Here is a 16394-nt window from a genome sequence, read left to right as displayed (position 1 = left end):
TGTTCCGAATTGGGACAGTCTGGTAACGGTGGTGTATCAGAGTCATGCGTCTGGGGGAATATCCGCAAGCAGCAGGCTCCCCTGACGGCGCCGGCGAGCTTCGCCCGCGTGCCGTGACGGCCAACGGGCTGGACAGGTCGAGACCGGCATCGGTCGGCGACGAAAGCGCGGCGTTGCAGTCGCTCGGGTTTTCCAAACCGCTGATCGAGAGGCTGTCGAAGCGGGCGCGACAGAACAACACGACGCTCGAAACCGAACTGCTCCATCACCCGGGAATTCAGGAAGATGCCTACTACGGCGCGATGGCGCGGTTCCTGCGGCTTCCCTTCGCAGACCGGATCGACGCCGGCACGGTGGTCGATACCACACATCTCGACACGCAACTGCGGCGTCCGGCGATGGTGCGGCTCCAACATGCGCGAACGGCGCCGCAAGTTGCGATCGTTCCCGAAGCCGGAAGGCTGGCGGAGCTGGCGGCGGCGCTAATCAACCTGCCGATGCTGGGCCGCGATCTGACGATCACCACCCCGAGCGCCATCCGCAAGGCCGTCTGGGCTGCCGGGGCGACGCGGCGCGTGCGCGAGACCGTCGCGACGCTGTCGGAGGACCGGCCACAGTTTTCCGCCCGGACGGTCGTCACCGGTTCACAGGGATTTGCCGCCGGTATGATCGTGGCGCCCCTCCTCATCGCGCTCCTGGCCGCGCCGGCGCTGATCCTGCCGGTTCTGCATCCGGTGATGTCCTATCTCTATCTGGCAGCGCTCGGCCTGCGGATCCTGGCGCTGATTCACCGCAAGCACGAGCGGCATTTCGAGCCGCCGCCGACACCGGGTCCGCTTCCGACCTATACCGTGCTGGTCGCGCTGTACCGCGAAGCTGCCGTCGCCGGCCAGCTGGTCGCCTGTCTGAAGCGCCTCGACTGGCCGGTCTCGCTTCTGGACATCAAGCTCGTCTGCGAAGCGGATGATGCCGAAACTCTGGAGGCGCTTCGCGCCATGGCGCTGCCACGCCACTTCGAGATCATCGAAGTGCCGGCTGCCCACCCGCGCACCAAGCCCAAGGCGCTGAGCTATGCGCTCGCGGGCGTGCGCGGCGACTACCTGGTAATCTACGATGCTGAGGACCGGCCGCATCCCGGTCAGTTGCGGGAAGCCTATGGCCGCTTTTCCAGCCTGCCCCCGGATCTGGCCTGCCTGCAGGCGCCGCTGGTCATCGCCAATGGCAGATCGTCCTGGATCAGCGCCTTGTTTGCCCTCGAGTATGCGGCCCTGTTTCGCGGGCTGCTGCCGATGCTGGCCCACTACGGCCTGCCGATGCCGCTCGGGGGAACGTCCAACCACTTCCGCACCGCGCTTCTGAGACAGGCCGGCGGCTGGGATCCGTTCAATGTGACGGAGGATGCCGATCTCGGCCTCAGGCTCTTTCGCCTCGGCTACCGATCCGCCGTGCTGCGGCGGCAGACGCTGGAGGATGCGCCGGTCCGGCTGTCGATCTGGATGGGGCAGCGGACGCGCTGGTTCAAGGGGTGGGTCCAGACCTGGCTGGTGCTGATGCGCAGGCCGAAGCGTCTGCTGGGCGAGATGGGACTGCGCGGCTGGCTGATCTTCCACCTGATGATCGGCGGAATGCTGCTGTCCTCCCTGCTGCATCCGCTGATCTTCGTCTTCCTGGCCCAGGGCGCGCTGGCGATGATGGCGGTACCGGCGAGCGGCATCCCGGCGGGCGTGCTGGTGCTCTTCTGCGTCGACGCCTTCAACATCTTCGGCAGCTATCTCACCTTCGTCGCTCTCGGCATCAGTTCCATGACCGATCATGAGAAGCGGCTGGTGGGAGGGCGCTGGATGGCGGTTCCGCTCTACTGGATGATGACCTCGCTGGCCGCCTGGCGGGCGATCCTCGAGTTGCGGTCGCGGCCGTTCTTCTGGCAGAAGACGCCGCACGAGCCGGCACAGTAGCGACCGCGCGCAGAGCCGCGACGAATAAAAACCCGTGGGGCACTTCTCATCGGGTGGGGCGGCTCTATCTCCCTGAGTCTAAACCACTTTTATTAGGATCCCCTCATGTCTGTACTTGTCAGCCTGCTCATTACTTTTCTGGTTGTCGTCCTCGTCCTCTACCTGATTGCACGCCTGCCCATCGACGGCCGCGCCAAGCAGATCGCCCAGGTCATCGTCATCATCATCGGGATCATCTCGCTGCTTCGCTACCTGGCGGTGTTCTGAGGCCCGGCCAGGCCACACTCCGCCGATGCGCTTTCCAGGGCATCGGCAACTTTGGCTGCGCCCTGGATCAATGACAGCTCATGCCGCAGACATCCGCACCCCTCTCGCCTTCCGGCGGGAGGTCCGATGCCGGGGAGAGAGACGCCGGTGATTGAGGGAGGTCCTGGTTTGCCAGCACTTTCCGGATAGGGGCGTCTTCGACGCGCTCGACCCGAGGCTATCACCCACGAAGTGTTACCTATGTTTCCGGGTCGACGAGGGGAAATGGTGCCGCTTGCAGGACTCGAACCTGCGACCCCATCATTACGAATGATGTGCTCTACCACCTGAGCTAAAGCGGCCCATGCAGCGCCAGCGTCGGGCTGCAAGGTGATGCGGCTGATACAGGCAAAGAAAGCCCATTTCAAGCCGAGATTTGCGGCGCGGCGCATTTTCCCCTTGCCGCCAACCCGGAGCCGTCAGGCGCAGATGCGGCTGCGCGCCGCGACGTATTCCCGCTCCAGGCGATCGACCAGCTCCGATACCGGCACGACCGCCTTCACCGAACCGACGCCCTGTCCGGCGCCCCAGATGTCCTTCCAGGCCTTCGTCCCGGTCGTCGCCTTGTCGAAGTCCATCTTCGAGGGATCGGCGACCGGCAGGTTGTCGGGATCCATACCGGCCGCGACGATCGACCCCTTCAGGTAGTTGCCGTGGATGCCGGTGAAATAGTTCGAATAGACGATGTCGGCAGCCTGCGATCCCGCAATCATCTGCTTGTAGTCCTCCGACGCGCGGGCCTCCTCGGTGGCGATGAACGGCGTGCCGACATAGGCCATGTCGGCGCCCATGGCCTGGGCCGCGAGAATGCCGTCTCCGGTGCCGATGGCGCCCGCGAGCAGCAGCGGCCCGTCAAACCATTCGCGGATCTCCTGGACGAGCGCAAAGGGCGACAGCGTGCCCGCATGTCCGCCGGCACCGGCGGCCACCGCGATCAGCCCGTCGGCGCCCTTGCGGATCGCCGAATTGGCGTGCCGGTTGTTGATCACGTCGTGCAGCACGATGCCGCCGTAGGAATGCACCGCCGCGTTGACCTCCGGCACGGCCCCGAGCGAGGAGATGACCACAGGCACCTTGTATTTGACGCACATCATCAGGTCGTGCTCGAGCCGCTTGTTGGACGGATGCACGATCTGGTTGACGGCAAAGGGTGCCGCCGGTCGGTCCGGGTTTGCGGCATCATGGGCGGCCTGCTCCTCGGTGATCATCGCCAGCCACTCGTCGAGCTGGCTTTCCGGTCGCGCATTGAGGGCCGGAAAGGCACCGATCACGCCGGCCTTGCACTGCGCCAGCGTCAGCGCCGGATGGGAAATGATGAACAGCGGCGATGCGACGACCGGCAGGCGCAGTTTCTCCCTCAGGATGGGCGGCAGCATTCGGTGATCCTCCTCAATTGACGTTTACGCGCACGTAAGAAGCTTAGCAGAAGCGCCAGCCATGGAAAAGAGCGGCACGGAACGTGCCCGTAGGACAACGCCGAGCCTGGCCCCAGTTTAGCCGGAATAGGAGTGCTTGCAGTTCGCGACCGGAAAGATTACCGAAACGTGAACGATGGGCTCGTCCGGAGCGAAACAGAGCAGGGACTGATAGTGAGCGGTTTGGAGACAGCGATCAGGAACGCGTTGGAGAAGTCCAACCGCGCCAATCCCGAAATTCGCGCGCGCATCTACCAGTCGGCGCGGCAGGCCCTGGAGTCCGGTCTTGTCAAGCAGGGGGTTACCGATGCGCAGATGGTCGCGGCGCAGCGGCAGCGCCTGGAGCTGAAGATCCGCGAAATCGAGGGCGAGGAGCGGAGCAGAGCGGCGCCAGCCATGCCTTCGCCGTCACCCCTGCCACCGGCAGCGCGCGAACCTTTGGCGCCGCAGGCTCAGCGCGCGGCGCCGTCGCCGGCCGCTCCCGAGGAAGCGTCCCTTCTGGGCGGCGCCATGCGCGATGACGCCCGCGACAGGGCGCCGGGATCGCGGGCATTCGATGGTTCGAGCCTTGATTCTCTGCGGGCGGAGCGGGATGGCGCGCCGGCGGCAGCGCCCCAGTCGGACATGCCCGCGGGCAAGACGCGGAAACGGCGACACCGTTTCGGGCGCGAGGACACCATCCTCGATGCGCCGCCGGAACGGACTGCCAAGCCGCGCCGCCGCCGCGGGTTTTTCTCCGTGCTGGCCGCCTGGCTCGTGTTCTTCGGCCTGATCGGTGCTGCCGGCTGGTGGGCCTATTCCTCCGGTCTGGTCCAGCAGTCGCTGGATCAGGCGATCGAGGCGGCCAGCCAGTCGACGCGCAACCAGTCGTCCGGTCAGCAGGGGCTCGGGCCGCAGGTCGGGTTTTCGGCGGACTGGCTGCCCATTTTCGACGGCACCAACATCGCCGCCGTCCAGGCCTCCGCTCCGGCCACGATGGAACCTGTGACGACAGCCAGCGGTGCGGCGGTGCGGCTGGCATCCGGCGCCGTCGACGCCACGGGAGATATCGCGGTCGAAATCCCCGCAAGCGTTCTTGGGCAGTTGGCCGGGCAGACCTCGACCATCGCACTGACGGTGCAGTCGGGTGCGGAGTCCGGGGTGCAATTCTCGGTGCGCTGCGAATTCGCAAGCCTGGGGACCTGCTCCCGCCACCGGTTTTCCGCCCATCAGGAAAAGGCCGATGCCCTCTTCCGGGTGACCTTCGATGCGTCGGCTGCGCCCGGAGCATCCGGTCGGCTGTTGATCAACACCAGCGTTGCGGGCGAAAGCAATCCCGTTCTCCTGTATGCGGTGCGGATCCTGCCGGGCCAGTAGCGACGCCTCAGTCCAGGAAGGCGGGTCCCTCGCCGATGATGCTGTCGTCGATGTCGCCGATCACCTCCTTGTCGCGTCCCTCGTAGTCGATCGACAGCAGCAGGTGGCGGATGACATTGATGCGGGCGCGGCGCTTGTCGTTCGCCTTGACCACCATCCACGGCGCCTGGGCCGTGTGGGTCTTTTCCAGCATCCGGTCGCGCGCCTTGGTGTAGTCGTCCCACTTCGTCAAAGCAGCGACGTCCATCGGCGAGAGCTTCCAGATCTTCAGCGGATCATGGCGCCGGTCGTGAAAGCGCTTCAACTGCATCTCGCGTCCGATGTTGAGCCAGAACTTGAAGAAGTGGATGCCGTCGTCGACGATCATCTCTTCGAAGTGCGGCGTCTCCCTCAGGAACTTCTTGCACTGGTCGGGCGTGCAGAAGCCCATGACCGGCTCGACGACGCCCCGGTTGTACCAGGAGCGGTCGAAGAGGACGGCTTCGCCGGAGGTGGGGAAATGCTCCACATACCGCTGGAAATACCACTGGCCAGCCTCGGCCTCCGTCGGCTTGGGCAGCGCGACGATGCGCGCGGAGCGCGGATTGAGGTAGGCGCGGATGGAGAAGATGGTGCCGCCCTTGCCGGCCGCGTCGCGACCCTCAAACACCGAGATCATCCGCTTGCCGCTCGCGTTCAGCCAGAACTGCAGCTTGATCAGCTCGATCTGCAGGTTCTCCAGCGTCTTCTTGTAGTCGCCCTTGTCCATCTTGTCGTCGTAGGGATATCCCTCGGAGCCGAGTGCAGCCTCGTGGACCCAGTCCGGCAGCTTGGGATCGTCGATGTCGAAGGCGCGCTTGCGCCCGCCGATGTCGAGTTCGACCGTGCGGTCCTGCTTGTTGCTGGTCATCGATGGCACTCCTTTGATCGGGCACTGCTTCGCGAAGCTGCGGGCAAGACACCCAATTTATCCTTCATCCACTGGTCGTCGATGTATATCTGTCATCTAAGCCGTCTAAGAGCCGAAATTTGGATCGGGAGGTGGATCGTCTATGGGATCTGAATGGGGGACCTGGTTGAACAAGCGGTTCGGCGGCAGCTGGCCGCTGCTCTTTGCGTTGTCGCTGGTGGGCGTGCTCTCGGTCTTCGCCGGTGTTCCGGCCTGGCAGGCGGCGCTCGGCTGGTTCTTCCTGGTCGGCCTGACATTGGTCGGCGACCACCGTCCGGAGCCGGAGACCAATCCGAGCGAGGCGGAGGACGAGACGCGCGACCCCAGGCTGCTGGACGAGATCTCAGCCACCATCGACGCATTGGAAACGCCATCGCTTCTCCTCGACCAGGAGGCCAATGTCCTCTTTCAGAACCGCGCGTCGGACCGCCTGCTCGGAGCCTTGCCCATGGGCGTGCATGTCTCGGCAAGACTGCGCTCGCCGGCCGTTCTCGACATGGTGCGCGAAACCCTGGCGAACGGCAGGCCGAACCAGATCGAGCATGCGGAGCGATTGCCATCGCAGCAGGTCTACATGGTCCGCATCGCGCCGATCGAACTGAAACGAAGCGGAAACCTGGGGCAGCTCTATCTCCTTTGCTTTCGCGACATCTCGGAGCTGCGGCGGCTCGATCAGATGCGCAGCGATTTCGTGGCCAACGCCAGTCACGAGCTGCGCACGCCGCTGGCGTCGCTACGGGGCTTCATCGAGACCCTCCAGGGGCCGGCCAAATCCGATCCCAAGGCACATGAACGCTTTCTGTCCATCATGCTGGACCAGTCGACCCGCATGAGCCGGCTCGTGGATGACCTGCTGTCGCTCTCGAGACTCGAACTGAAGGCGAATGTGGCGCCGGAGTGCAAGGTCGACCTGGTGCCACTGCTGTCGCATGTCCGGGATTCGCTTGTGCCGCTCGCAGAGGAGCTTGGCGTGAAGATCAACCTGCATTTGCCCGACGTCCCGGTCGAAGTGACCGGCGATCGGGACGAGCTCGTCCAGGTGTTCGAGAACCTGATGGAGAACGCCTGCAAATATGGCCAGGAGGGCGAGCGCGTCGACGTCTACCTGAAGGCGGCCGAGGCCCGCCCTGTGGAGGTCACCGTGGTCGATCACGGGCCGGGGATTCCATCCGAGCATGTGCCGCGCCTGACGGAGCGCTTCTACCGCGTCAGCGTTGCCGATAGCCGCTCGAAGAAGGGCACGGGCCTCGGCCTCGCCATCGTGAAGCACATCCTCACCCGCCACCGCGCCCGCCTCATCGTAACCTCCGAAGTCGGCAAGGGCAGCCAGTTCACCGTCCGCTTCTGACGCGGGATCGACGCGGACCGCGCAAGCGCGTCGCCGCTCCCTCCCCTTTCTCGACCGTCTGGGACGAAACAAAAAAGCGGGCCGAGGCCCGCTTCATGTTCGTGCGCTTCTGCCTGCCGGATCAGGCGCGGGCAGCCGCCGCTCTACGGCGTTCGGCGACCGGCTGGTAGGCCAGCTTGGCGTGATAGCCGCAGTAGGGGGACGCATCGGCTGCATCGACGCCGCAGAAGTGGAAGTCGTCCTTCAGAGGGTCGCCCACCGGCCACTTGCAGGTCCGCTCGGTCAGATCCGTCAGCGTCAGCTTGCGGGAAATCGGCACCACGACGCTGGTGGAGGGAACGTACTGCAGCTGCGGCACGCCATCGACATCTTCCTTGAGCGCGGTGGCACCAACGGTGCGGGCGACCGTGCGGGTGGCGACGCGGGCCGGGTAGTTGGCCGGACGGACCGGTGCGGCGACCCGCTTGGCGGTGCGTGTTGCAGCGGAAGATCCGCCGGCCTTCGCGCGGCCCGGCAGGTTCAGCCGGTGAACCTTGCCGATGACGGCGTTACGGCTGACGCCGCCCAGTTGTGCAGCAATCTGGCTGGCGCTGAGGCCTTCAGCCCAGAGCCTCTTCAGCCGTTCAACGCGCTCGTCTGTCCAATTCATGCCCGCTCTCCGCCTTTTGAACGTATGGCATGCAGAATCCCTCACCGTTGGCGCGAGTTATATTTCGCGCCAGCCACTATATATAGGCTTTTGGTGACTAGTTCCGCCGCATGCAGTCTAGTTGTTGATTGCTAAACTACTGGTCGGCAGACTCCGTGGCAAGAGTCGCTGGAATCCCTGCGAATCGATTTCAGGGTTTTCCCCAACTTGCTGGGTTGGCGAGTCATATTTGTCACAATGAGTCTGACTGCGTGAGAATGTGGATTTGTTGACATCCTTCGGGGAAATGGAGATAGTGCCCGCGCCGCCCCCAGGGCGGCATTTTTGATTGGACTGCAGCTCCCAAAGGGCAGCGATCAACGAAGGAGTTACGCCGCCATGGCTGATCCCGCACTGTACGACACCTACAACCGCGCGCCGCTGCGTTTCGAGCGAGGCGAAGGGGTGTGGCTGACGACGGAAAGCGGCGAGCGCTATATGGACTTCGCGGCCGGCATCGCCGTCAACTCCCTCGGTCACGCACATCCCCATCTCGTCGCGGCGCTGAAGGACCAGGCGGACAAGCTCTGGCACCTGTCCAACCTCTATGACATTCCTGGTCAGGAGCAGCTGGCGCGGCGGCTGGCTGAGGCCACGTTCGCCGACAAGGTGTTCTTCACCAATTCCGGCGCGGAGGCGCTCGAATGCGCCATCAAGACGGCGCGGCGCTACCAGTACGTCAACGGCCACCCGGAGCGCTTCCACATCATCACCTTCGAAGGCGCCTTCCACGGGCGCACGCTGGCGACCATCGCCGCCGGCGGCCAGCCGAAGTATCTCGAAGGCTTTGGCCCGAAGGTCGAGGGCTTCGACCAGGTGCCCTTCGACGATCTCGACGCCCTGAAGGGCGCAATCACCGATGCCACGGCAGCCATCCTGATCGAGCCGATCCAGGGCGAAGGTGGGGTGCGTCTGGTATCCAAGGAGTTCCTGCGCACGCTGCGGCAGCTGTGCGACGAAAACGGGCTGCTGCTGATCCTCGACGAAGTGCAGTCAGGCGTCGGCCGGACCGGCAAGCTCTTCGCCCATGAATGGGCCGGCATCACGCCGGACATCATGGCTGTCGCCAAGGGCATCGGCGGCGGCTTCCCGCTGGGCGCCTGCCTTGCCACGGAAGAGGCCGCCAGCGGCATGAAGGCCGGCACTCATGGCACGACCTATGGCGGCAATCCGCTGGCCATGGCCGTCGGCAATGCGGTGCTGGACGTCGTCCTGGCCGACGACTTCCTGGAGCAGGTGCGCGACGTGGCGCTGGTGTTCCGCCAGGGTCTCGAAAGCCTCAAAGACCGGTTCCCGGACATCATCGACGAGATCCGTGGCGAAGGCCTGATGCTCGGCATCCGGACGAAAGTGCCCAACACCGAGCTGCTGATGGCGATGCGCGGCGAGCATCTCCTCGGCGTTCCGGCCGGCGACAACGTCATCCGCCTTCTGCCGCCGCTCGTGACCACCGCCGAAGAGGCGCGCGAAGGCCTCGCCCGCATCGAGCGGGCAGCCGAAGCGCTCGGCGAAGCTGCCCTGAAGAAATCAGCGTAAGGAGTGGAGGGCTACTGCCCTCGTCGATTGAACATGGCCTCACCAAAGCACTTTCTCGATCTCTCTGCCGTTTCTGCCGCCGACCTGCGGGCCATCATCGATGATGCCCGCGTGCGCAAGCAGGCCACCAAGGCCGGCACGGCCGACAAGCCGCTGGCGGGCAAGATGCTCGCGATGATCTTCGAAAAGCCGTCGACACGCACCCGCGTCTCCTTCGACGTCGGCATGCGCCAGCTCGGCGGCGAAACGCTCTTCCTCTCCGGCACCGAAATGCAGCTCGGCCGCGCCGAGACGATCGGCGACACCGCCCGGGTGCTGTCGCGCTACGTCGATGCGATCATGATCCGCACCACGGACCATGCGCGGATGCTGGAGATGGCCGAGCACGCTACCGTCCCGGTCATCAATGCACTGACGGATGACACCCATCCCTGCCAGATCATGGCCGACATCATGACCTTCGAGGAACACCGCGGGCCGGTCGCCGGCAAGACCATCGCCTGGACGGGCGACGGCAACAATGTCCTGCATTCCCTCGTCGAAGGTGCAGCCCGGTTCGGCTACCGCATGAACATGGCCGTGCCGCTGGGCTCGGAGCCATCCGACCGGATCCTCAACTGGGCGCGCAACAATGGCGGCGAGATCATGCTCTACCATGATGCCGAGCGCGCGGTTGCCGGCGCAGACTGTGTCGTGACCGACACCTGGATCTCGATGAACCAGGAGCACAAGGCGCGCGGTCACAATGTCTTCCAGCCGTTCCAGGTCAACGCCCAGCTGATGAAGCAGGCGGGCAAGGATGCGCTCTTCATGCACTGCCTTCCTGCGCATCGTGGAGAAGAGGTGACGGACGAGGTGATCGACGGCCCGCAGTCGGTGGTTTTCGACGAGGCGGAGAACCGGTTGCATGCGCAGAAGTCCATCCTGGCCTGGTGCTTCGGCGCCGTCTGAGCAACCGGCTTGATTTTCGCGAAAATCGACCCCATCTGTCGCCTTTCGCAAGTGCCGCCCCGACGGGCGGCCCCACACCCATTGCCGACATCTTTTTGCACCGCAGCGGTTCCGCACGAGCCTGCGCCTGTGTAGAAGCTGGACTGGTCGGCGCGAAGGAGCAAGCCATGGCGGAAGCCACCGTTGAAATCACCGATCTGGATCTGGCCGGCGACGACAAGGTCGTCCCGTTTCAGGTCGACGGGTTGGATGTGCGCGGCCGCGCCGTTCAGCTTGGCCCGCTGCTGAATTCCATTCTGGCGCGGCACGACTATCCGGCCCCCGTTGCGCGGCTGCTGGCAGAGGCTATCGTTCTGACTGCATTGCTGGGCACCTCGCTGAAGTTCGAGGGCAAGTTCACCATCCAGACCAAGGGCGACGGACCTGTCGACCTGCTGGTGGCGGACTTCTCGACGCCGGGTAGCCTGCGCGCCTATGCCCGCTATGACGAGGAGGTCCTGGAAGCAGCGATTGCCTCCGGTGAAACCTCCCCGGAGGACCTTCTGGGCGAAGGCGTACTGGCCTTCACGATCGACCACGGCCGCGGCATGCATCCCTATCAGGGCATCGTGCCGCTCGACGGTTCGTCGCTGGAGGAGATTGCCGGTGTCTATTTCCGCCAGTCCGAGCAGATCCCCACGAAGGTACGCCTCGGCGTGGCGGAGCTTCTAGACCGCGATGCCGATGGCAAGCCACGCCACAACTGGCGCGCCGGCGGTATCCTTGCCCAGTTCCTGCCGCAGGCGCCTGACCGCATGCGCCTGCCCGATCTCCACGGCGGCGATGGCGATGAGCGCGAACATGACCAGCCCGACGATGATTCCTGGGCGGAAGCCAGGATGATGCTGGAAACCATCGACACCGATGAACTGACCGATCCACAGGTGCCGATCGAGCGCCTGCTGTTCAGGCTGTTCCACGAGCGTGGCGTGCGGGTCTACCAGCCGCAGGCGGTCGCCGACCAGTGCAGCTGCTCGCGCGACAAGATCAAGAGCGTTCTGGATGGTTTCAGCGCAGAGGAGATCACGGAGAGCCTGGAGGACGGCGAGGTCGCCGTCACCTGCGAATTCTGCTCGACCACCTACAAGTATCGAGCGGACGAGTTCGAGACAGCCTGATCCAGGCCGTCCTGCCCGAGGCGAGCGCCTGCTAGTTCAGAACGCGCAGCAGGCCGGGGGAATCGAGGGAGAAGGCGGGGATCGCGACGTCGAAGCTTTCCCCTTCGTCGGTTTCCATCCGGTAGTGGCCGAACATCACGCCGGAGGGCGTGTCGAGCGGGCAGCCGGAGGAATATTCATAGGTATCTCCGGGGCGCAGTTTCGGCTGCTCCCCGACGACGCCCGGTCCCTCGACCTCGTCGACGAGACCGCTCTGGTCGGTAATGTGCCAGTAGCGATGTGTCAGCCGGACCGTCAGCGCCGAATGGTTTTCGATGACGATGTGGTAGGCCCAGACATAGCGGCTGTCCTCCGGGCAGGATTGCTCCTCCAGGTAATAGGTTTCCACGGCAACTTCGATATCTCGTGTACGGGCCCGATACATGACGCGGCGCTCTCAGTGAACTGTAGTCGGTATCATACAGCTTCCCGCGCGCGTCAAGGAAACTGAAACCGACACGGGCGCCCGTTCGTCCGTTTTCGGGACATTTCGAAGGTTAAGGATAACCGGAAGCGTTAACACCGCTTCCGGTTATCCTCCGTACTCAGGCCGGCACCTTCTCCAGTGCGCGGGCGAAGTCCTCGAGCAGATCCTGGCTGTCCTCGATGCCTGCCGAGAGCCGCAGCGTTCCCGCCGAAATGCCGAGTTCGGCGCGGGCCTCGTCCGTCAGGTTCTTGTGCGTCGTGGTCGCCGGATGGGTGATCAGGCTCTTGGCGTCGCCGAGGTTGTTGGAGATCTTCACCACCTCCAGCGCGTTCTGCAGCGCGAACGCCGCCTCCTTGCCGCCCTTCAGCTCCAGGCAGACGAGCGTCGACCCGCCGGTCATCTGCTTGGCGATGATGTCGGCCTGCGGATGGTCTGCCCGTCCCGGATAGATCACCCGCGCGACCTTCTTCTGGTCGGCGAGGAAATCGGCGATCTTGGCCGCACTCTCCGTCTGCTGGCGCACCCGCAGCGGCAGCGTCTCGATGCCCTTCAGGAGCGTCCAGGCGTTGAACGGCGACATGGCCGGACCCGTATGGCGGAAATAGTCCTGCAGGTGCTCCGCGACCCATTCGCTGTCGGACAGCACGACGCCGCCGAGGCAGCGGCCCTGGCCGTCAATATGCTTGGTCGCCGAATAGACGACGATATGGGCGCCGAGCTCCAGCGGCTTCTGGAAGAGCGGTGTCGCAAAGACGTTGTCGACGACGACCCTGGCGCCGATCTGGTTGGCAAGCTTCGCCACGCCGGCGATGTCGATCACCTCCAGCGTCGGATTGGTCGGGCTCTCCAGGAAGAAGACCTTGGTGTTCTTCCGGATCGCCTTTTCCCAGTTTTCCAGCGAACGGCCGTCAACGAGCGTGCATTCGATGCCGTATTTCGGCGCCAGCGTCTCGACCACCCAGCGGCAGGATCCAAACAGCGCGCGGGCAGCGACGATATGGTCGCCCGCCTTCAGCTGGCAGAGGATCGCAGCGGCAACAGCTGCCATGCCGGACGCCGTGGCGCGAGCCTCCTCGGCGCCTTCCAGCATGCACATGCGCTTCTCGAACATGTCGTTGGTGGGGCTGCCGTAGCGCGCATAGATGAAACCCTCGCTCTCGCCCTTGAAGCGGGCCTCGGCGGCCTCGGCCGTCTCGTAGACGAAGCCCTGCGTCAGGTAGATCGCTTCGGAGGTCTCACCGTATTGCGACCGCAGCGTGCCGCCGTGGACGAGCTGCGTTGCGGGGCGCCAATTCTGGGTCATGCGCTTGCACCTTTCAAACACAAAAAAACCGGCCGTGCATAAGCAGACCGGTCTCACCCCGGTCTTTTTAGCCATTTGTTTAACGTGGCTGCAAGCCGACCGGCCAAATCACCACGGGATAAATCTGCCTTACTCTCGGTCTTTGCTTGCGTCAATGGCCGCCATTTGGTTTTGTCGCGCCACGCAGGGGACAGAAGATCATGACGAGGACCACGGGCATTCTGGCGGACCGGGCCATTGCGGCGCTGTTCGAAAGCGGACGGCTCCTGTCCGAACGGGCGCTGGATGCCGACCAGGTGCAGCCGGCAAGCCTCGACCTGCGGCTCGGCGCCAAGGCCTTCCGGGTGCGGGCAAGCTTCATGCCGGGACCCAACAGCCTGGTGTCCGACAAGCTGGACAGGCTGAAACTGCATGTCATCGATCTTTCCGAAGGCGCGGTCCTGGAAACGGGCTGCGTCTACATCGTGCCGCTGATGGAAAGCCTCGACCTGCCGGCAACGATGTCGGCTTCGGCCAATCCGAAGAGCTCCACCGGCCGCCTCGACATCTTCACGCGCGTCATCACCGATTACGCCCAGGAGTTCGACAAGATCCCGGCCGGCTATTCCGGGCCGCTCTACCTGGAGATCAGCCCGCGCACCTTCCCGATCGTCGTGCGGCGCGGCTCGCGCCTGTCGCAGATCCGCTTCCGCACCGGCAATGCGGTGCTGAGCGAGCCGGAACTTTTGCAGCTGCACGAGGCGGAAACGCTGGTGGCCTCGCGCGAACCCAACATCAGTGGTGGCGGCATCGCGCTGTCGATCGACCTGACGGGGGACAAGGAAGGGTTGATCGGCTACCGCGGCAAGCACCATACGGCCGTCGTCGATGTCGACAAGAAGGCGCAGCACGACGTCTTCGACTTCTGGGAACCGCTCTTCAGCCGCGGCCGCAACGAACTGGTGCTGGATCCGGACGAATTCTACATCCTCGTGTCGCGCGAGGCGGTGCATGTGCCGCCGCTCTATGCCGCCGAGATGACGCCCTTCGATCCGCTGGTGGGAGAATTCCGCGTCCACTACGCCGGCTTCTTCGACCCGGGCTTCGGCCATGTGGCCGCGGGCGGCCGGGGAAGTCGCGCCGTGCTCGAGGTGCGCAGCCACGAAGTGCCGTTCATCCTGGAAGACGGCCAGATCGTCGGCCGTCTCGTCTACGAGTACATGCAGGACCCGCCGGAGGCGCTTTACGGCGTCGGCCTCGGCTCGAACTACCAGGCCCAGGGCCTGAAGCTCTCCAAGCATTTTCGCCTCGCGTGAAGCAGGCCACTCGTCGCGCCGTCATCGATCTACGCTTGACAGTTGCGGCGAACTGGGTGAACTCTGCCCGCCGTCGCGGGTGTAGCTCAATGGTAGAGCAGCAGCTTCCCAAGCTGACGACGAGGGTTCGATTCCCTTCACCCGCTCCAGCCTTCTCATTTCCGATCTCGCCGCACAGGTATCAGCCGTTGTAATTACCTGCTCAGGTCCGGGTGACGGTGCGAACATTTGCGGCGGTCGATCGTTGTCCTTTGACACGATCGGGAGAATGCCATGAACGACCAGCCCCACAGCAAACCGAGCAGCGACAGCAAAAAGCCCGTCCCCGAGGACGAGGCGGCCGTTTCGGGCAATCCGCCCGTCCAGCCGGTCGAGAACTTCGATCTCGGCGAGGCGGATGACGACCGGCGGATGTTCCAGAACGGCGACACCGACCGGACGGCGGACGACACCAGCAAGGAATGACGGTGAGACCGTAGGTTCCGGACCCTGCAGGAGACGGAAAAGCCGTTTCCGTTCCTTGACGCTTGAAAGGTCGCAGAAGAATATCCCGGCTGTGAAGGAGAGCGCTCCTTCCGCAGTGCGAGGAGATTTCATGCCGCTGGATCCGAAGACCATCGAGACGCTGAAGGGCGTTTCCACCGCCACGCTGACCACCGTGCTTCTGAAGAAGGGGCTCCGCAACGTCTGGATGCGTGGCACGAAGCCGCTGAAACCCGGGCAGCCCCGCGTCGTCGGCCCTGCCTTCACGCTGCGCTTCGTGCCGGCGCGCGAGGATCTGGCGACGCCGGAAAGCTGGGCCTCGCCGATCTCCACCCGCGCCGCCATCGAGGCCATGCCGGAAGGTTGCGTGGCGGTTGCCGATGCCATGGGCGTGCTCGATGCCGGCATCTTCGGCGACATCCTCTGCTCGCGCATGGTCAAGCGCGGCGTCGCGGCGCTGGTGACCGACGGGGTGGTGCGTGACGCGGAAGGGGTGCTCGGCACCGGCATGGACGTCTGGTGCAATGGCGTCGCGGCGCCGCCCTCGGTCGCCGGTCTCACCTTCGTCGGCTGGCAGGAGCCGATCGCCTGCGGCGGCGTCGCCGTCTTTCCCGATGACATCGTCGTGGTCGACCAGGACGGCGCGGTGCTGATCCCGGCAAAGCTGCTCGATGCGGTGCTGGCGGAAGCCCCCGAGCAGGAACGGATGGAAGCCTGGATCATGACCGAGGTCGATCGTGGCGTGGCGCTGCCCGGGCTCTACCCGATGAATGCCGAGACCAAGGCCCGCTACCAGGCCTGGAAAGACGCGCAATGAGCTTTACGACAGACTCCAAGGGCGTCTACGCCATCGCCACGACGCCCTTCCTGCCGGACGGTTCGATCGACCGGGTCTCGCTCGACCGGCTGACGGACTTCTATCAGGAGAGCGGCTGCACCGGCATCACCATCCTCGGGATCATGGGCGAAGCGCCGAAGCTCGAGCCGGAGGAGAGCCGGGCGATCATCCAGCAGGTGGTCGGACGCTCGAAGATCCCGGTGATCGTCGGCGTCTCGGCGCCGGGCCTTGCGGCGATGCGCTCGCTTGCGCGCAGCGCCATGGACATGGGCGCCGCCGGCGTGATGATCGCGCCGACGCCGTCGCTTCGGACCGACGAGCAGATCGTCAACTACTTCGGCCAGGCGGTCGAGGCCGTCGGCGACGACG

General features: G+C 64.7%; 16 protein-coding genes, 2 tRNA genes and 1 riboswitch. Of the genes, 12 read left to right on the top strand and 6 right to left on the bottom strand.

Features of this window, described 5'->3' with window-relative positions:
* The first annotated feature begins 44 nt into the window (after positions 1-44).
* Together EO99_RS0115120 and EO99_RS28020 are read left to right on the top strand one after the other, a co-directional pair.
* Positions 45-1955 (top strand): glycosyltransferase family 2 protein, encoded by a 1911-nt coding sequence (locus EO99_RS0115120; protein ID WP_029619464.1) that lies wholly within the window; start codon positions 45-47, stop codon positions 1953-1955.
* 105 nt (positions 1956-2060) lie between these two features.
* Positions 2061-2222, top strand: coding sequence for a Thivi_2564 family membrane protein (locus tag EO99_RS28020; RefSeq protein ID WP_102248574.1), 162 nt, complete (start codon positions 2061-2063; stop codon positions 2220-2222).
* 265 nt (positions 2223-2487) lie between these two features.
* On the opposite strand, the gene EO99_RS0115110 is transcribed toward EO99_RS28020, so the two are convergent.
* Positions 2488-2563 (bottom strand) — tRNA-Thr (locus EO99_RS0115110).
* Between the two features lie 117 nt (positions 2564-2680).
* Complete coding sequence (locus EO99_RS0115105; protein ID WP_029619463.1) at positions 2681-3637, bottom strand: NAD(P)H-dependent flavin oxidoreductase; 957 nt, start codon at positions 3635-3637, stop codon at positions 2681-2683.
* Positions 3638-3883: 246 nt separating this feature from the next.
* Here EO99_RS0115105 and EO99_RS0115100 point away from each other — a divergent pair, with 246 nt between their 5' ends.
* The gene (locus EO99_RS0115100; protein WP_051679889.1) at positions 3884-5032 is read left to right on the top strand and encodes a hypothetical protein; all 1149 of its coding nucleotides are present in this window, start codon (positions 3884-3886) and stop codon (positions 5030-5032) included.
* A 7-nt stretch (positions 5033-5039) separates the two neighbouring features.
* On the opposite strand, the gene ppk2 is transcribed toward EO99_RS0115100, so the two are convergent.
* Positions 5040-5921 carry a polyphosphate kinase 2 gene (gene ppk2 / locus EO99_RS0115095; protein ID WP_029619461.1) on the bottom strand — a complete coding sequence of 294 codons (882 nt, stop codon included), beginning with the start codon at positions 5919-5921 and terminating at the stop codon, positions 5040-5042.
* Between the two features lie 142 nt (positions 5922-6063).
* Between ppk2 and phoR the strand changes: the two genes are divergently transcribed.
* On the top strand, positions 6064-7308 hold the full coding sequence (gene phoR, locus EO99_RS0115090; RefSeq protein WP_051679888.1) for a phosphate regulon sensor histidine kinase PhoR: 1245 nt from the start codon (positions 6064-6066) through the stop codon (positions 7306-7308).
* A 121-nt stretch (positions 7309-7429) separates the two neighbouring features.
* Here phoR and EO99_RS0115085 read toward each other — a convergent pair whose 3' ends face one another.
* The gene (locus tag EO99_RS0115085; protein WP_029619459.1) at positions 7430-7957 is read right to left on the bottom strand and encodes a GcrA family cell cycle regulator; all 528 of its coding nucleotides are present in this window, start codon (positions 7955-7957) and stop codon (positions 7430-7432) included.
* A gap of 378 nt (positions 7958-8335) precedes the next feature.
* Between EO99_RS0115085 and EO99_RS0115080 the strand changes: the two genes are divergently transcribed.
* The 3 genes from EO99_RS0115080 to EO99_RS0115070 all read left to right on the top strand — a co-directional run bounded on the left by EO99_RS0115080 (position 8336) and on the right by EO99_RS0115070 (position 11640).
* Entirely contained in the window at positions 8336-9532 is a 1197-nt protein-coding gene (locus EO99_RS0115080) for an aspartate aminotransferase family protein (protein ID WP_029619458.1), read from the top strand.
* A gap of 33 nt (positions 9533-9565) precedes the next feature.
* Positions 9566-10483 (top strand): ornithine carbamoyltransferase, encoded by a 918-nt coding sequence (argF, locus tag EO99_RS0115075; RefSeq protein WP_029619457.1) that lies wholly within the window; start codon positions 9566-9568, stop codon positions 10481-10483.
* 167 nt (positions 10484-10650) lie between these two features.
* On the top strand, positions 10651-11640 hold the full coding sequence (locus EO99_RS0115070; RefSeq protein WP_029619456.1) for an Hsp33 family molecular chaperone: 990 nt from the start codon (positions 10651-10653) through the stop codon (positions 11638-11640).
* Between the two features lie 31 nt (positions 11641-11671).
* Here EO99_RS0115070 and apaG read toward each other — a convergent pair whose 3' ends face one another.
* Positions 11672-12064 carry a Co2+/Mg2+ efflux protein ApaG gene (gene apaG, locus EO99_RS0115065; RefSeq protein WP_029619455.1) on the bottom strand — a complete coding sequence of 131 codons (393 nt, stop codon included), beginning with the start codon at positions 12062-12064 and terminating at the stop codon, positions 11672-11674.
* A gap of 160 nt (positions 12065-12224) precedes the next feature.
* Positions 12225-13409, bottom strand: a complete 1185-nt coding sequence (locus tag EO99_RS0115060; RefSeq protein WP_029619454.1) for an O-succinylhomoserine sulfhydrylase — start codon at positions 13407-13409, stop codon at positions 12225-12227.
* 46 nt (positions 13410-13455) lie between these two features.
* Positions 13456-13534: riboswitch (SAM riboswitch) on the bottom strand.
* Positions 13535-13609: 75 nt separating this feature from the next.
* Here EO99_RS0115060 and EO99_RS0115055 point away from each other — a divergent pair.
* The 5 genes from EO99_RS0115055 to EO99_RS0115035 form a co-directional block, all read left to right on the top strand.
* The gene (locus EO99_RS0115055) at positions 13610-14704 is read left to right on the top strand and encodes a 2'-deoxycytidine 5'-triphosphate deaminase (RefSeq protein WP_029619453.1); all 1095 of its coding nucleotides are present in this window, start codon (positions 13610-13612) and stop codon (positions 14702-14704) included.
* A gap of 75 nt (positions 14705-14779) precedes the next feature.
* Positions 14780-14853: transfer RNA gene (locus tag EO99_RS0115050), tRNA-Gly, on the top strand.
* A 124-nt stretch (positions 14854-14977) separates the two neighbouring features.
* Positions 14978-15169 (top strand): hypothetical protein, encoded by a 192-nt coding sequence (locus EO99_RS0115045; protein WP_029619452.1) that lies wholly within the window; start codon positions 14978-14980, stop codon positions 15167-15169.
* Positions 15170-15299: 130 nt separating this feature from the next.
* A complete protein-coding gene (locus EO99_RS0115040; RefSeq protein WP_029619451.1) occupies positions 15300-16004 on the top strand; it encodes a ribonuclease activity regulator RraA in 705 nt (234 codons plus the stop codon).
* Positions 16001-16394 (top strand): dihydrodipicolinate synthase family protein (locus EO99_RS0115035; protein ID WP_029619450.1); only part of this gene is annotated, 394 nt, incomplete at its 3' end. The genes EO99_RS0115040 and EO99_RS0115035, both read left to right, overlap by 4 nt.

The organism is Pseudorhizobium marinum, from assembly GCF_000705355.1.
GTDB classification, from domain to species: Bacteria; Pseudomonadota; Alphaproteobacteria; order Rhizobiales; family Rhizobiaceae; genus Neorhizobium; species Neorhizobium pelagicum.
Note: the sequence above shows the minus strand (reverse complement) of the source record. Positions and strands in the feature narration are given on the sequence as shown.

Bases quoted from the DNA above. Each gene is read 5' to 3' on its own strand.
- EO99_RS0115120 (WP_029619464.1), top strand. From the start codon at position 45: ATGCGTCTGGGGGAATATCCGCAAGCAGCAGGCTCCCCTGACGGCGCC.
- EO99_RS28020 (WP_102248574.1), top strand. From the start codon at position 2,061: ATGTCTGTACTTGTCAGCCTGCTCATTACTTTTCTGGTTGTCGTCCTC.
- EO99_RS0115105 (WP_029619463.1), bottom strand. From the start codon at position 3,637: ATGCTGCCGCCCATCCTGAGGGAGAAACTGCGCCTGCCGGTCGTCGCA.
- ppk2 (WP_029619461.1), bottom strand. From the start codon at position 5,921: ATGACCAGCAACAAGCAGGACCGCACGGTCGAACTCGACATCGGCGGG.
- phoR (WP_051679888.1), top strand. From the start codon at position 6,064: ATGGGATCTGAATGGGGGACCTGGTTGAACAAGCGGTTCGGCGGCAGC.
- EO99_RS0115085 (WP_029619459.1), bottom strand. From the start codon at position 7,957: ATGAATTGGACAGACGAGCGCGTTGAACGGCTGAAGAGGCTCTGGGCT.
- EO99_RS0115080 (WP_029619458.1), top strand. From the start codon at position 8,336: ATGGCTGATCCCGCACTGTACGACACCTACAACCGCGCGCCGCTGCGT.
- argF (WP_029619457.1), top strand. From the start codon at position 9,566: ATGGCCTCACCAAAGCACTTTCTCGATCTCTCTGCCGTTTCTGCCGCC.
- EO99_RS0115070 (WP_029619456.1), top strand. From the start codon at position 10,651: ATGGCGGAAGCCACCGTTGAAATCACCGATCTGGATCTGGCCGGCGAC.
- apaG (WP_029619455.1), bottom strand. From the start codon at position 12,064: ATGTATCGGGCCCGTACACGAGATATCGAAGTTGCCGTGGAAACCTAT.
- EO99_RS0115060 (WP_029619454.1), bottom strand. From the start codon at position 13,409: ATGACCCAGAATTGGCGCCCCGCAACGCAGCTCGTCCACGGCGGCACG.
- EO99_RS0115055 (WP_029619453.1), top strand. From the start codon at position 13,610: ATGACGAGGACCACGGGCATTCTGGCGGACCGGGCCATTGCGGCGCTG.
- EO99_RS0115045 (WP_029619452.1), top strand. From the start codon at position 14,978: ATGAACGACCAGCCCCACAGCAAACCGAGCAGCGACAGCAAAAAGCCC.
- EO99_RS0115040 (WP_029619451.1), top strand. From the start codon at position 15,300: ATGCCGCTGGATCCGAAGACCATCGAGACGCTGAAGGGCGTTTCCACC.